Genomic DNA, 14,866 nt, shown 5'->3' with positions numbered 1-14,866 from the left:
ACCGCCGGGAGGGCGCCGTACGCGCGTTCAGTCCTTGTGGACGGTGCCGTCCGGATCGAGGCCCCGGAAGGACAGCAGCACGATCAGGATGCCGCCGCACACGATCGCCGAGTCGGCCAGGTTGAACACGGCGAAGTGCTTCGGCGCGATGAAGTCGACCACGGCGCCCTCGAAGACCCCCGGGGACCGGAAGATCCGGTCCGTGAGGTTGCCGAGGGCACCGCCGAGCAGCAGGCCGAGCGCGATCGCCCAGGGCAGGCTGTACAGCTTCCGGGCCAGCCGGATGATCACCACGATCACCGCGGCCGCGATCACCGTGAAGATCACGGTGAACGCCTCGCCGAAGCCGAAGGCGGCGCCCGCGTTGCGGATCGCCTCGAACCGCAGCCAGTCCCCGATCACCTCGATCGGCTCGTGGTGCTCCAGCTTCGCGACCACGATCATCTTGCTGATCAGATCGAGGGCGTAGGCGAACGCGGCGACGGCGAACAGCACCAGCACCCGCCGCCTGCCGCGGGGACGCCCGGTCTCCTCCCGCATCCCGGCGTCCTGGGCATCGGCCCGCTCCTGCCCGTCCCGGCCGGCGTCCGGGGATTCCGGCGTACCGATGATGCGCTCCGCCTCTGCCACGTGAGTCCCTCAACCTAGGTACCTGACTGAGGACGAGGGTACGACACGCCGTGCGCGCCCCACGTGCCCAGGAGGAGTCCCGCTCCGGTCAGTACCGGCGCTCCTGCTTCTGCTTGCACTCCACGCACAGCGTGGCCCGGGGGAACGCCTGCATGCGGGCCTTGCCGATGGGGTTGCCGCAGTTCTCGCACAGGCCGTAGGTGCCGGTGTCCAGCCGCTGCAGGGCGTGCTCGGACTGGGTGAGCATCTCGCGCGCGTTGGCGGCGAGCGCCAGCTCGTGCTCCCGCGTGATGTTCTTGGTGCCGGTGTCGGCCTGGTCGTCGCCCGCGCCGTCCCCGGAGTCCCGCATCAGGCCGGCCAGGGACCGCTCCGAGGAGGAGATCTCCTCGCGCAGCCGCAGCACCTCGGACATCAGCCCGGCCCGTGCCTCCTCGACCTCCTCCGGCGTCCAGGGCTCCTCGCCCGGACGCACCGCGAGGTCGCCGGGCTCCGCCGCGGCGGGCCGCGCCTTGGGTACGGCGGTCGTCGCCGCCGTGGCCGTGCCAGGGGTCTTCTTCGCGCCCACCGTCGTCGCTCCCGTCTGCGGCGCGGCCCCGGCCGCGTCCGCGCCAGTGGCCGTGCCACGCCCGGCCGTGTCGTGTGCGCCCCCGCCGTCCGCGGTGGTGCCCTTGCCTCCGGTCCGCCGCCCCTTGCCGCCGCCCCGGGGCTTCGCGGAGGGGGCCGTCGCGCCGTCTTCGGCCGCCCGCTCGTCCGCGGCGGTCTTCCTGGCGGTCGCGGCCCTGCCACCGGTGGCCGCCTTCCCGGCGGCCGCGGCCCTCCTGCCCGTGCTCGCCGGTGTGCCGGTGCCCGCGGCCTCGGTGGAGCCCGCGCCGGTCTTCGTGCCCGCTGTCGCCTTCATGCCTGTGCCCGCCTTCTCGTCCGCGGTCTTCTTCCCGCCCGCGGCCGATGTGCCGCCCGCGGCGGACGCCCTCCCCCGCGCCGTCGCCTTCTTCCCGGCGGACGCCTTGCCGCCGGCCGCCTTCTTCTCACCCCCGGCCGCCTTCTTCCCCGCGGACGCCTTCCCGCCCGCGGTCGCCCCCGCGCCGGCGGCCGTCCTCGCCCTTGTCCCCGTCCCCGCCCCGGTCCCCGTCTCCGTGCCCTTCTCCTTCTCCTTCTCCTGCTCCTGCTCCGTGGCCGTCTTCCGGGCCGTGCCCTTCCTCCCGGACGACCCGCCGGTGGCCGCCTTGCGCGCGGTCCTCGTCGCCGCCTTCCCCGCCGGAGCCGTCTCCTGTGCCGCCGCCCGTTTCCGCTCGGCTCCACCGTCGGCAGCGGGCCCGGCATCGCCGGACGCCGACTGCTGTACGGCGGTCTTCTTCGCCACCATGGCCGCGGCCCCTTCACATATTGTGATCTTGCGCGCGAATCGTGCTGGGACGATAAATCGACTCGAGTCCCGCGGCAACGGGGCGCACCGCCCGATTCCCCCGCCCCGCGGACACCGCGCGGCGGGCCTGCATGCGTTGTGCCCAGCTCCCCGCCGGGTATGCAGGCCGGGCGGGCCCGCCGGGACCGGAATGGGCGCGGGTGGCCATTCGGGGCATGCCGGACGGGACGGTCACCGGAAATCCGGTCGGCCGCCGTCCGCCGCGCGCCGTACACTGGGCGAAGCGAAAAGCGTGGATGGGGACGAGTAGCGGCGTAGGCAGCCCAGAGCGACCCGGGGACGGTGTGAGCCCGGGGGCGAGCGCGACGTGAAGATCACCCCGGAGCCGCCGGAAGAAAGCCGCAGCGAGCAGCCGCGGCGAGTAGACCCGGCATCGCGACCCCAATGAGGGGGCTCACCGGCGCACACGACGCACCGGGGGGCCAAGGAGGGTGGTACCGCGGGAGCGCGCCGACGGCGGCGCACAGACACAGCTCTCGTCCCTCCGGACGGAAGGCAGCAAGTCCGCCGGAGGAAGCCCGCTGATGACAACGCCGACGTACCGACCGGTACCCGCCCAGGTCGACCTGCCCGCGCTCGAGCACGCGGTGCTGGACTTCTGGCGCGAGCAGAAGATCTTCGCCAAGAGCCTGGAGCAGTCCCAGGGCCGCCCCGAGTGGGTGTTCTACGAGGGCCCGCCCACCGCCAACGGCATGCCCGGCGCCCACCACATCGAGGCCCGCGTCTTCAAGGACGTCTTCCCGCGCTTCCGCACCATGCGCGGCTACCACGTCGGCCGCAAGGCGGGCTGGGACTGCCACGGCCTCCCGGTCGAGCTGGCCGTGGAGAAGGAGATGGGCTTCTCCGGCAAGCAGGACATCGAGGCGTTCGGCATCGCCGAGTTCAACGCCAAGTGCCGCGAGTCGGTGACCCGGCACACGGACGCCTTCACCGAGCTGACCAACCGCATGGGCTACTGGGTCGACCTCGACGACGCGTACCGCACGATGGACCCCGAGTACATCGAGTCCGTCTGGTGGTCGCTGAAGGAGATCTTCGGCAAGGGCCTGCTGGTCCAGGACCACCGCGTCGCCCCCTGGTGCCCGCGCTGCGGCACCGGCCTGTCCGACCACGAGCTGGCCCAGGGCTACGAGACGGTCGTCGACCCGTCCGTCTACGTCCGCTTCCCGCTCACCTCCGGCCCGCTGGCCGGCGAGGCGGCCCTGCTGGTGTGGACGACCACGCCCTGGACACTGGTGTCGAACACCGCCGTCGCCGCGCACCCCGAAGTCAGCTACGTCGTGGCGACGAACGGCGAGGAGAAGCTGGTCGTCGCCGAGCCGCTGCTCGCCAAGGCGCTCGGCGAGGGCTGGGAGACCACCGGCGAGACCTTCACCGGCGCCGACATGGAGCGCTGGACCTACCGGCGCCCCTTCGAGCTCGTGGAGTTCCCGAGCGGCAGCGAGGGAACCGACGGGCAGAGCCCCGGGCCCGCGCACTACGTCGTCAACGCCGACTACGTCACCACCGAGGACGGCACCGGTCTGGTCCACCAGTCCCCCGCCTTCGGTGAGGACGACCTCAAGGTCTGCCGCGCCTACGGCCTGCCCGTGGTGAACCCGGTCCGCCCCGACGGCACCTTCGAGGAGGACGTCCCGCTGGTCGGCGGCGTCTTCTTCAAGAAGGCCGACGAGAAGCTGACCGAGGACCTCGACGCCCGCGGCCTGCTCTTCCGGCACACCCCGTACGAGCACAGCTACCCGCACTGCTGGCGCTGCCACACCGCGCTGCTCTACTACGCGCAGCCGTCCTGGTACATCCGCACCACGGCGATCAAGGACCGCCTGCTGGAGGAGAACGAGCGCACCAACTGGTTCCCGGACTCCGTCAAGCACGGCCGGTACGGCGACTGGCTGACCAACAACATCGACTGGGCGCTGTCCCGCAACCGCTACTGGGGCACCCCGCTGCCCATCTGGCGCTGCGCGGAGGACCACCTCACCTGCGTCGGCTCGCTCGCCGAGCTGACCGAGCTGACCGGGCAGGACCAGTCGGGCCTCGACCCGCACCGCCCGTTCATCGACGAGGTGACCTTCGCCTGCCCCGAGGACGGCTGCGGCGGCACGGCCACCCGCGTGCCGGAGGTCATCGACGCCTGGTACGACTCGGGCTCGATGCCGTTCGCGCAGTGGGGCTACCCGTACAAGAACAAGGAACTGTTCGAGTCCCGCTACCCGGCGCAGTTCATCTGCGAGGCCATCGACCAGACCCGCGGCTGGTTCTACACGCTGATGGCGGTCGGCACGCTGGTCTTCGACAAGTCCTCCTACGAGAACGTCGTCTGCCTCGGGCACATCCTCGCCGAGGACGGCCGCAAGATGTCCAAGCACCTGGGCAACATCCTGCAGCCGATCCCGTTGATGGACCAGCACGGCGCGGACGCGGTGCGCTGGTTCATGGCGGCCGGCGGCTCCCCCTGGGCGGCCCGCCGGGTGGGCCACGGCACCATCCAGGAGGTCGTCCGCAAGACGCTCCTCACGTACTGGAACACGGTCGCCTTCCAGGCCCTGTACGCCCGTACGTCCGGCTGGGCGCCGTCCGAGGCCGACCCGGCCCCGGCCGACCGCCCGCTGCTGGACCGCTGGCTGCTGTCCGAACTGCACGCCCTCACCGACCAGGTGACCAAGGCGCTGGAGGGCTACGACACCCAGCGGGCGGGCAAGCTGCTGTCCGCGTTCGTCGACGACCTGTCCAACTGGTACGTGCGCCGCTCGCGCCGCCGCTTCTGGCAGGGCGACAAGGCCGCGCTGCGCACGCTCCACGAGGTGGTGGAGACGGTCACCAAGCTGATGGCGCCGCTCACCCCGTTCATCACCGAGCGGGTCTGGCAGGACCTGGTGGTCCCGGTCACCCCGGGTGCCCCGGAGTCGGTGCACCTGTCCTCCTGGCCGGAGGCGGACCTCGGCGCGGTGGACCCCGAACTGTCGCAGCAGATGGTGCTGGTGCGCCGCCTGGTGGAGCTGGGACGGGCGACGCGTGCCGAGTCGGGGGTGAAGACGCGTCAGCCGCTCAGCCGCGCCCTGGTGGCGGCGTCCGGCTTCGCCGCGCTCTCCCCCGAGCTGCACGCGCAGATCACCGAGGAGCTGAACGTCGAGTCGCTGGCGTCGCTGTCCGAGGTGGGCGGCTCCCTGGTGGACACCACGGCCAAGGCCAACTTCCGCGCGCTGGGCAAGCGGTTCGGCAAGCGCGTCCAGGACGTGGCCAGGGCGATCGCGCAGACCGACGCCGCCGCGCTGTCCCTCGCGCTGCGCGAGGGCACGGCCTCGGTGGAGGTCGACGGGGAGAAGGTCGACCTCGCCCCGGACGAGGTGATCATCACCGAGACCCCGCGCGAGGGCTGGTCGGTGGCCTCCGACGCCGGTGCCACGGTCGCCCTGGACCTGGAGATCACCGAGGAGCTGCGCCGGGCCGGCCTGGCCCGGGACGCGATCCGGCTGATCCAGGAGGCCCGCAAGAACAGCGGCCTGGACGTCGCCGACCGCATCGCGCTCCGCTGGACGGCCACCGACGCGTCGACGGCCGCCGCGCTGGAGGAGCACGCGGGTCTCATCGCCGACGAGGTCCTCGCGACGGACTTCGCCCGGGGTGAGGCGGACGACACGTACGGCACGCCGTTCACCGACGAGGGGCTGTCGCTGACGTTCCGCCTGCGCCGGGTGTGACGCACCGGACGCGTCCCGCGCCGAGGGTGCGGGACGCGTCCGGTGTGTGCGGGCCGGACCGGCCGACGGCCGGTGCGCGCGCCGCCGGGCCGCCGGCAACGCCGGACCCGTGGGGTTCGGCCGGACCGACGGGCACCATCGGGCCGGAGCGCACCACCGGACCGACGGGCACCTCACGAGCCCCCCGCCGCCCCGGCACGCACGGCACGGCACCGCGGCACACGAACGCCGAAGGGCGGGCCCCGGAATCACCCGGGGCCCGCCCTTCGGCGTTGCGTGCGTCGGACGGAGAGTCCACACCCGAACACACGTCACACGGCCCCGTGGACCGCTCAGCACGAGGGCGGGGCCCCGGTCGGTGAAGACCGGGGCCCCGCCCTGAACGCTGCCGAGCGCTACGCCGTACTCATGGCCACGGGGGCCGTCAGTTGTCGTCCTCGTCGATGAGGAAGCCGCGCATCGGCGAGGGAGCCTGGCCCATGGGGCCCGGACCCTGCGGACGCACCGGCGCCATCGGCTGGGTCATCGCCGGCTGCATCTGCTGCTGGCCGCCGCCGTAGGACGGGCCGCCGGACTGGCCGGGACCGCCCATGGGCTGGTTGCCGCCGTAGGACGGCGCACCGGCACCGGCCGGAGCCATGGAGGGCGCCGGGGACGGCGGCAGCGACGGAGCGGCGCTCGCGGGCTGACGCGGCGGGGCGAGCGAGTCGTCCGCCTGGGTCTCCAACTGGCGCAGCTGCGACTCCAGGTAGGACTTCAGCCGCGTGCGGTACTCGCGCTCGAAGCCGCGCAGGTCCTCGACCTTGCGCTCCAGCGTGGCGCGGGCGGACTCCAGGGAGCCCATCGCGACGCGGTGCTTCTCCTGCGCGTCCCGCTCCAGGGCGTCCGCCTTGGCACGGGCGTCCCGCTCGAGACCCTCGGCGCGCGAACGCGCCTCGCCCACGATCTTGTTGGCCTCGCTGCGGGCCTCCGCGATCGCCTGGTCGGCGGTCTGCTGGGCCAGCGACAGCACGCGCGCGGCGCTGTCGCCGCCGGGGCCGCCCTGCTGCGGGAGACCGGGAGGACCGCCCATGGGGCCGCCCATCGGGCCGCCGTGGCCCATCTGCCCCTGCATCGGGCCGCCCTGGCCCATCGGTCCGGGACCCTGACCCATCGGGCCGGGACCCTGCGGACCGCCCTGACCGCCGGGGCCGGCGGGCAGCTGCGGAGCGCCGCTGGGCAGCTGCGGCGGGCCCCCCATGGGGCCGCCCATCTGCTGCGGCGGGCCCGATATGCCGGCGGGCACCGGTGCCCCGGGACCTCGCATGCCCTGCTGGGGCATGCCCTGTGGCGGCCCCTGCTGGTCCTGCTGTTCCGGTGGCTTGCGCATGTTCTGCTGGTTCTGCGCAGCGGCGCGGGTGGCCGCGGCCAGCTTGGCGCGCAGGTCCTCGTTCTCGCGGAGCAGGCGCGTCAGTTCGGCTTCGACCTCATCGAGGAAGGCATCGACCTCGTCCTCGTCATAGCCTTCTCGGAGGCGGACGGTCGTGAACTGCTTGTTCCGCACGTCCTCGGGGGTCAACGGCATCTCTTCACCTCAACGTAGTCATCGGCAGTCGGCAGGCCCATGTCGTCCACAGTCACCTCAGTGCATTGCCCACGATGGTGATCAGGATGTAGACGATGATCATCAATACGAAGAAGGACAGGTCGAGCGCCACGCCCCCGAGACGCAGCGGCGGGATGAACCGCCGCAACAGCTTCAGCGGTGGATCGGTGACAGTGTAGGTGGCCTCCAGGACGACCACCATCGCCTTGCCGGGTTGCCATGAGCGGGCGAACTGGAAGACGTAGTCCATGACCAGACGGAAGATGAGGACGATCAGGAACACCATCAGCGCGATGTAGATCACCTGCAAGAACACGCTCATGGCCTGTCTGTTCCCTCTCCCCTGTGTCCCGCTTGTCCGGTCTCACGTCTCAGCTCTGGTTGAAGAACCCGCCCTCTGCGATGCGGGCCTTGTCCTCCGCCGTGACATCGACGTTAGCAGGCGACAACAGGAACACCTTCTGCGTCACCCGCTCGATGCTGCCGTGAAGACCAAACACCAAACCGGCCGCAAAGTCGACAAGTCGCTTCGCGTCTGTGTCATCCATCTCAGTGAGATTCATGATCACCGGCGTACCCTCACGGAAGTGTTCCCCGATGGTACGGGCCTCGTTGTAGGTCCGGGGGTGAAGTGTGGTGATCCGGTAAGGCTCTCGTTCGGACACGACCTTGGGCATGATCACCGGTGCGTTCTTCTCCAGGCTTGCGCGTTCTTGTGTGATGGATGCCACGGGCGCGATGCGCGCCGGGCGGGCCGATTCCGCGGGGAGCGAAGCGGAACGGGCGACCGGTTCGCGCGGAGCGGGCGGCTGTACGACTCGTACCTCTTCGTCCCTTTGGGACTGAAGTGAGCCGTGTGACGCGTGCGACGGCTCGTGCCGCCGGTGGTCCCGCTCGGGTTCCGGGTCGAGTTCGGGTTCAAAGTCGTCGTCTGGGTCGAATCCGCGGCCGTCGTACCCATCGTCCTCCACGAGGCCGAGGTAGACCGCCATCTTGCGCATCGCGCCGGCCATGCTTCGAGTCCTCCGCTCTGTGGTGGATCCGCTGACGACCGCCAAGTGCCCGCGATCCACGAGGTCCTTTACCCCCGCTGTCCGGCGGCATTGACCATATTTTCTGCTGTGGTCCGACTTCTTGGCGACGTTACCCGAGCGCGGGGCGGACTCCGAGTACCGCACTGCCGACGCGTACATGTGTCGCTCCGGCGGCCACGGCCTGCTCGAGGTCCGTACTCATCCCCGCGGAAACCATGTTCGCAGCCGGATGGGCCCTGCGCAGGTCGGTCGACAAATCCATCAACCGATCGAACGCGGCCTGTTGACGCCCGGCGTACTCGCCGGTGAGCGGCGCGACGGTCATCAGGCCGTCCAGCCGCAGCCCCTCGGCCCCCGCGACGAGGCGGGCCAGCTCCGCGATCCCGCCGGGGGCGACGCCGCCGCGCTCACCGCGGGCCGCCTCGCCCGCGTCCAGCGCGACCTGGATCAGGCACCCGACCTCGCGCCCGGCGCGCACCGCCTCCCTGGAGAGGGCGGTGACCAGCCGGGCCCGGTCGACGGACTGCACCATCTGCGCGTAACCGACCACCGAGCGCACCTTGTTGGTCTGCAACTGACCGACGAAGTGCCATGTCAGCGGCAGATCCGCGCACGCCGCGGCCTTGGGGGCGGCGTCCTGGTCCCGGTTCTCGGCCACATGACGCACACCGAGTTCCGACAGGATCCGCACATCGCTCGCGGGGAAGGTCTTGGTGACCACGATGAGGGTGACCTCGTCGCGCGCACGTCCGACGGCGGCGCACGCGGCGGCGATCCGCTGTTCCACTTCCGCCAGGTTTGCGGCGATTTCCTGCTTACGGTCCGTCATGCCCCATCAGTCCAGCCACACATAGCCGGCGAGCCGACCCGTGGTGCGGTCGCGGCGGTACGAGAAGTGATCATCGGACTCCAGTGTGCACACCGGCGACTGCTCCCGGTCGCGCACCCCGAGTCGTTCGAGCTGCGCGTGCACGCCCGCGCCCACGTCGACCGCCGGCGTGCCCCAGCTCGTCTCGGCGTACGCCGCGGGCTCGGCCGCGACCACCTCGGCGCGCATCGGCCCGGGCACCTCGTAGCACCGGCCGCACACGGCCGGGCCGGTGCGGGCGACGATCCGGGCCGGGTCGGCGCCGAGCCGGGTCATGGCCCGTACGGCCTCCGGGACCACCCCGGCGACCAGGCCCGGCCGGCCCGCGTGGGCCGCCGCGACGACACCGGCCACCGGGTCGGCGAGCAGCACCGGCACGCAGTCGGCGGTGAGCACGGCGAGAGGCAGACCCCGCCGGGCGGTCACGATCGCGTCGACCTCGGGCACCGGGCGGTCGCCCCACGGCTCGTCGACCACGGCCGCGTCGGCCCCGTGCACCTGGTTCATCCACACCACGCGGGCCGGGTCCAGACCCAGGTGCTTCGCCGCCGCTTCCCGGTTGGCGCGGACGGCGCCGGGGTCGTCACCGACCGCTCCGCCGAGATTGAGCTCCTCATACGGAGCGGCGCTCACCCCGCCCCACCGGTCGGTGAAGGCGAAGTGCGCGCCGCTCACGCTCTCGGGCAGTGCTATCACTTCAGGAAATCCGGCACGTCCAGTTCCTCGGCCGCGCTGTCGGCGTAGGTCCGGGACGGGGGGACCGGCGGCTGGGCGATCGGGAGGTCGGTGACCGGCTCCGGAGCGACCGGCTCCGCTTCCTCCTTGGGCGTGACGCTGCCGAGCGAGCCGAAGGACGGGCGGCTCTCGGGCCGGCCGGCCGGGGCGGGCTCCTCGCGCTTGGCCGAGGACGAGCCGAGGACGTTGTCCCGCTTCGCCGGCGGCTGGCCGCCGTCGAAGCCGGCCGCGATCACGGTGACGCGGACCTCGTCGCCGAGGGCGTCGTCGATCACGGCGCCGAAGATGATGTTGGCCTCCGGGTGGGCGGCCTCGCTCACCAGCTGGGCGGCCTCGTTGATCTCGAACAGGCCGAGGTCGGATCCGCCGGAGATGGAGAGCAGGACACCCCGGGCGCCGTCGATGGACGCCTCCAGGAGCGGGGAGGAGATCGCCATCTCGGCCGCGGCCACCGCGCGGTCGTCGCCGCGGGCCGAGCCGATACCCATGAGGGCCGAACCGGCCTCGGACATGACCGACTTGACGTCGGCGAAGTCGAGGTTGATCAGGCCGGGGGTGGTGATGAGGTCGGTGATGCCCTGGACGCCGGAGAGCAGGACCTGGTCCGCCGACTTGAACGCGTCGAGCACCGAGACCTGGCGGTCCGAGATGGACAGCAGCCGGTCGTTGGGGATGACGATGAGGGTGTCGACCTCTTCGCGGAGTTCGGCGATGCCGTCCTCGGCCTGGTTCGCGCGCCGCCGCCCCTCAAAGGTGAACGGGCGCGTGACCACGCCGATGGTGAGGGCGCCGAGCGAGCGGGCGATGTTGGCGACGACGGGTGCGCCGCCGGTGCCGGTGCCGCCGCCTTCACCGGCTGTCACGAAGACCATGTCGGCCCCCTTGAGGACCTCCTCGATCTCCTCGCGGTGGTCCTCGGCGGCCTTGCGGCCGACAGCCGGGTTGGCGCCGGCGCCGAGTCCGCGGGTGAGTTCGCGGCCGACGTCCAGCTTGACGTCGGCGTCGCTCATCAACAGAGCTTGCGCGTCGGTGTTGATGGCGATGAACTCGACGCCCTTGAGACCGACCTCGATCATCCGGTTGATGGCATTGACACCACCGCCGCCGACACCGATGACTTTGATGACTGCGAGGTAGTTCTGCGGTGCTGCCACGTCGAAGGCCTCTCGCCTCGAGTTACGTGTCGCCGCCTCACGGCCTTGCCGCGATCCGACGACTGATGCCGATTGGGACGGTCCGTATCGCCGACCCGAACCCTAACGTTGAAGTTTAGGGTTACCAGTGTGTCTGTTCCCTGGAGTCTTCTGAACAGGACACTAAGTCGACAAGTGGCGCACGTTCAACGAACACGCCGAACCTCCCGTTTTTCTTTTCACCCTATGTGATCAGGCGTAGCGCTGCCCAACCAGGGTGCTGGCCTGCACGGATGCGCGTCAACTCCCTGATGACGCCGGAGCGGTGGGGACACTGACGTCGAAGTGCCGCGCGTCCGGGACGGCTTTCATGAGAGCGGTGAGCGTGCGGCCCTTCCGGTCGCCCTTCTCGCTGCTCCCCCAGTCCACCGTCCGCCCGTCCCTCAGCTCCAGCGAGATGGCGTCGTAGGAACGGACCTTGACGGTCCGGGTGGCGCCGGCCACCGGCGCGGGGAGGTCGCGGGCCACCCGGACCGCCTCCCGCACCAGCCGGTTCTCGCCGAACCGGCGCAGACTCGCGGCCCCGGAGCCGCTGCGGGAGACCGCCAGTTCCAGCTCCGGCACTCCTCGGGGGGCCTTGGACACGGTGGCGAACCGGACGCCGTCGTCGTCCACTTCGACGAACTTGCCGCCTTTGTGGATCAGCAGGACCGGGGAGCGTTCGGTCACCTTCAGGGCGATTTCGTGCGGCCAGGACCGGACCACGTCGACCGTGTCGATCCGGGGCAGTTCCCGGGCGAGCCGCGCCTCGATCGCCTCCGTGTCCACGGAGATCAGCGGCCCGCCGAGGGGGACGTCGGCCGCCTCGCGGACCTGCTGCGGCGTCAGGACCTCGGTGCCCGACACGGACACGCGCTCCACCCGCACCAGGTCCGATCCGTACAGCAGCCAGAAGCTGCCGCTGCCGAGGAACACCGCGGCGATGCCGAGGAGGACGAGCAGGCGCAGGTGCCGCCGGCCCAGGCGCCGGGCGGGCGGCGGGCCGGACGACTCCCGCTGTCGTGCACCGCGCTTGGCGGTCGTCGATCCGGCCACGCTCCCTGCCTTCCGTCATACGCCTCTAGCGGTGCGCACGGGCGGCGATCGCCTCGTACACCATGCCGACGAGCAGATCGTCGGCGTCCCGGCGGCCGAACTCGGCGGCGGCGCGGGACATCTCGTACAGCCGGTGCGGATCGGCCAGCACGGGCAGCACGTTCTGCCGTACCCACTCGGGGGAGAGTTCCGCGTCGTCGACCAGCAGTCCGCCGCCCGCCTTGACCACCGGCTGGGCGTTGAGCCGCTGTTCGCCGTTGCCGATGGGCAGCGGGACGTAGGCGGCCGGGAGCCCGACGGCGGAGAGCTCGGCGACGGTCATCGCGCCCGCGCGGCAGAGCATCATGTCGGCCGCGGCGTACGCGAGGTCCATCCGGTCCAGGTAACTTACCGGGATGTAGGGGGGCATCCCCGGCATCTGCTGCACCTGCGGCAGTTCGTTCTTCGGGCCGACCGCGTGCAGGATCTGGATCCCGGCCTGCTGGAGCCAGGGGGCGACCTGCTGCACGACTTCGTTGAGCCGGCGGGCGCCCTGCGAGCCGCCGGAGACCAGCAGCGTGGGCAGGTTGGGGTCCAGTCCGAAGGCGGCCCGGGCCTCGGGGCGCATGGCCGCCCGGTCCAGCGTGGCGACGGCGCGGCGCAGCGGGATGCCGATGTAGCGGGCGTTGCGCAGCTTGCTGTCCGGCGTGGAGACGGCGACCTGGGCGGCGTACCGCGAGCCGATCTTGTTGGCCAGGCCCGGGCGGGCGTTGGCCTCGTGGACGATGATCGGCACGCCGAGCCGCTTGGCGGCGAGGTAGCCGGGCAGGGCCACGTAGCCGCCGAAGCCGACCACGGCGTCCGCCTTCGTGCGCTCCAGGATCTGCTCGGTCGCCTTGATGGTGCCGCGCAGCCTGCCCGGGACGGTGATCAGTTCGGGCGTGGGCTTGCGCGGCAGCGGAACGGCCGGGATGAGCGCCAGTTCGTACCCGCGCTCGGGTACCAGGCGGGTCTCCAGGCCGCGTTCCGTGCCCAGGGCCGTGATGCCCACGGTCGGATCCTGCCTGCGCAGGGCGTCCGCGAGGGCGAGCGCGGGCTCGATGTGGCCCGCGGTTCCTCCGCCGGCGAGTACGACATGCACCGAAATTCACCGCTCTCCGGACGGACGCGCCCCCGGGGCACGCCGTCGCATCGTGTTCCATCTCCGGGGCCGCTGAGAACCCCTGGCCCGCTTTCTACCAAAGCGGGGTTGCCGCATCGCAAGCGCCGCCCGCGCAGCGGGCTCGTCGCGTGCGAAGGCGATCAGCAGCCCGATGGCGAACATGGTCGGCAGCAGGGCGGATCCCCCGTAGGAGAACAGCGGGAGCGGGACGCCGGCGATCGGCAGCAGTCCGAGGACCGCACCGAGATTGATCACGGCCTGGGCCGTGATCCAGGTGGTCACGCCTCCCGCGGCATACCTGACGAAGGGGTCCTCCGTGCGTCCGGCCACGCGGATACCCGCATAGCCTAGAGCGGCGAACAGGGCGAGCACCGACAGCGTCCCCACCAGGCCCAGTTCCTCACCGGTGACGGCGAAGATGAAGTCGGTGTGGGCTTCGGGCAGTTGCCCCCATTTCTCCACACTCGCCCCGAGTCCGGATCCGAAGATCCCGCCGGAGGCCAGGGCGTAGATCCCGTGCACTGCCTGCCAGCAGTCCACCGGGCCCGACTGGGGTTCGGTGGCTCCGAGGCAGGCGAGGCGGGCCATGCGGTTGGGGCTGGTCCGGATGAGGACCGCGCCGATCAGCGCGGCCACCGACAGGACGCCGACGAACAGCCGGGTGGGGGCGCCGGCCAGCCAGAGCAGGCCGAACAGGATGGCGGTGAGGATGATCGCGGTGCCCATGTCGCCGCCGATCATGATCAGGCCGAGGAGCATGAACGCGGCCGGGACCAGCGGCACCAGCATGTGCTTCCACTGGGTCAGCAGCCGCTTGTCCTGCTTGCGGGCCAGCAGGTCCGCGCCCCACAGCACCAGCGCCAGCTTGCCGAACTCGCTGGGCTGGATCTGGAAGGAGCCGCCCAGGGCGATCCAGTTCTGGTTGCCCTTGACCGCGACCCCTATCCCGGGCACCTGGACCAGCACCATCAGGAAGACCGCGCCCGCGAGAATGGGGTAGGCCAGCGCCCGGTGCAGCCGGACCGGCATGCGGGAGGCCGCCAGCAGCAGCACGGAGCCGATCACGGCGGCGAGGAGCTGCTTGCGGAAGAAGTAGGAGCCGGGCAGCGACATCTGCAGCGCGGTGATCTGGGAGGCCGAGTAGACCATCACCAGACCGAGCACGGTGATCAGCGCGCTGCCGCCGAGGATCAGGTAGTAGGCGGTCAGCGGGCGGTCCCAGGCCCGGTGCGCGCGCCGGTAGAAGGCGAGGACGGAGTTCTCGCGGCGGGGGCGGGCGCCCGTGGCCGGACGGGAGGCGCGGGCCACCGGCGGCCGGCCGGTGCGGCTACCGGGCATCGCGGCGCCCTCCGCGGTGCGCCGGGCGGCGGGCGCCGGGCGCCCGTTCGCCCCGCGGGCGCACCCGGCCCGCGCCGCCCGGCCCGGTGGCGGCGCGGCGCCGGCCGGAGCCGGCCGGATCGGCAAGACGGGCCCTCGACGGTCCCACGCGTCCCTCCCAGGGTCGCCCGGCGCAGGCGGCCG

The 14,866-nt window shown here is 71.8% G+C and carries 12 protein-coding genes; 1 reads left to right on the top strand and 11 read right to left on the bottom strand.

Annotated features, from left to right (window positions below; all coding sequences use genetic code 11):
* Nucleotides 1-27: 27 nt before the first annotated feature.
* Both lspA and ACIRPP_RS20675 read right to left on the bottom strand, forming a co-directional pair.
* A complete protein-coding gene (lspA, locus tag ACIRPP_RS20680) occupies nucleotides 28-630 on the bottom strand; it encodes a signal peptidase II (RefSeq protein WP_403644737.1) in 603 nt (200 codons plus the stop codon).
* A gap of 88 nt (nucleotides 631-718) precedes the next feature.
* Nucleotides 719-1,993, bottom strand: a complete 1,275-nt coding sequence (locus tag ACIRPP_RS20675; protein ID WP_403644734.1) for a TraR/DksA family transcriptional regulator — start codon at nucleotides 1,991-1,993, stop codon at nucleotides 719-721.
* A 584-nt stretch (nucleotides 1,994-2,577) separates the two neighbouring features.
* Here ACIRPP_RS20675 and ileS point away from each other — a divergent pair.
* A complete protein-coding gene (gene ileS / locus ACIRPP_RS20670) occupies nucleotides 2,578-5,754 on the top strand; it encodes an isoleucine--tRNA ligase (RefSeq protein WP_403644732.1) in 3,177 nt (1,058 codons plus the stop codon).
* Between the two features lie 424 nt (nucleotides 5,755-6,178).
* Here ileS and ACIRPP_RS20665 read toward each other — a convergent pair whose 3' ends face one another.
* The 9 genes from ACIRPP_RS20665 to ftsW form a co-directional block, all read right to left on the bottom strand.
* A complete protein-coding gene (locus ACIRPP_RS20665) occupies nucleotides 6,179-7,318 on the bottom strand; it encodes a DivIVA domain-containing protein (protein WP_403644729.1) in 1,140 nt (379 codons plus the stop codon).
* Between the two features lie 52 nt (nucleotides 7,319-7,370).
* Nucleotides 7,371-7,661: a YggT family protein gene (locus tag ACIRPP_RS20660; protein ID WP_362089036.1), complete on the bottom strand. Its 291-nt coding sequence runs from the start codon at nucleotides 7,659-7,661 to the stop codon at nucleotides 7,371-7,373.
* A gap of 49 nt (nucleotides 7,662-7,710) precedes the next feature.
* Nucleotides 7,711-8,352 carry a cell division protein SepF gene (locus tag ACIRPP_RS20655; RefSeq protein WP_403644725.1) on the bottom strand — a complete coding sequence of 214 codons (642 nt, stop codon included), beginning with the start codon at nucleotides 8,350-8,352 and terminating at the stop codon, nucleotides 7,711-7,713.
* A gap of 130 nt (nucleotides 8,353-8,482) precedes the next feature.
* Nucleotides 8,483-9,202: a YggS family pyridoxal phosphate-dependent enzyme gene (locus tag ACIRPP_RS20650; RefSeq protein ID WP_403644722.1), complete on the bottom strand. Its 720-nt coding sequence runs from the start codon at nucleotides 9,200-9,202 to the stop codon at nucleotides 8,483-8,485.
* 6 nt (nucleotides 9,203-9,208) lie between these two features.
* The gene (gene pgeF, locus ACIRPP_RS20645) at nucleotides 9,209-9,916 is read right to left on the bottom strand and encodes a peptidoglycan editing factor PgeF (protein ID WP_403645305.1); all 708 of its coding nucleotides are present in this window, start codon (nucleotides 9,914-9,916) and stop codon (nucleotides 9,209-9,211) included.
* 17 nt (nucleotides 9,917-9,933) lie between these two features.
* Entirely contained in the window at nucleotides 9,934-11,130 is a 1,197-nt protein-coding gene (gene ftsZ / locus ACIRPP_RS20640; protein WP_164349451.1) for a cell division protein FtsZ, read from the bottom strand.
* Nucleotides 11,131-11,409: 279 nt separating this feature from the next.
* Nucleotides 11,410-12,204: a cell division protein FtsQ/DivIB gene (locus ACIRPP_RS20635; RefSeq protein WP_403644718.1), complete on the bottom strand. Its 795-nt coding sequence runs from the start codon at nucleotides 12,202-12,204 to the stop codon at nucleotides 11,410-11,412.
* A 25-nt stretch (nucleotides 12,205-12,229) separates the two neighbouring features.
* Nucleotides 12,230-13,324 (bottom strand): undecaprenyldiphospho-muramoylpentapeptide beta-N-acetylglucosaminyltransferase, encoded by a 1,095-nt coding sequence (gene murG, locus ACIRPP_RS20630; protein ID WP_403644715.1) that lies wholly within the window; start codon nucleotides 13,322-13,324, stop codon nucleotides 12,230-12,232.
* 6 nt (nucleotides 13,325-13,330) lie between these two features.
* Nucleotides 13,331-14,683, bottom strand: a complete 1,353-nt coding sequence (gene ftsW / locus ACIRPP_RS20625) for a putative lipid II flippase FtsW (RefSeq protein ID WP_403644712.1) — start codon at nucleotides 14,681-14,683, stop codon at nucleotides 13,331-13,333.
* Between the last annotated feature and the right edge of the window lie 183 nt (nucleotides 14,684-14,866).

The organism is Streptomyces sp. NPDC101219 (genome assembly GCF_044767675.1).
Classification (GTDB): Bacteria; Actinomycetota; Actinomycetes; order Streptomycetales; family Streptomycetaceae; genus Streptomyces.
The sequence above is the reverse complement of the archived record's forward strand: the minus strand, read 5'-3'. Positions and strand labels throughout refer to the sequence as shown.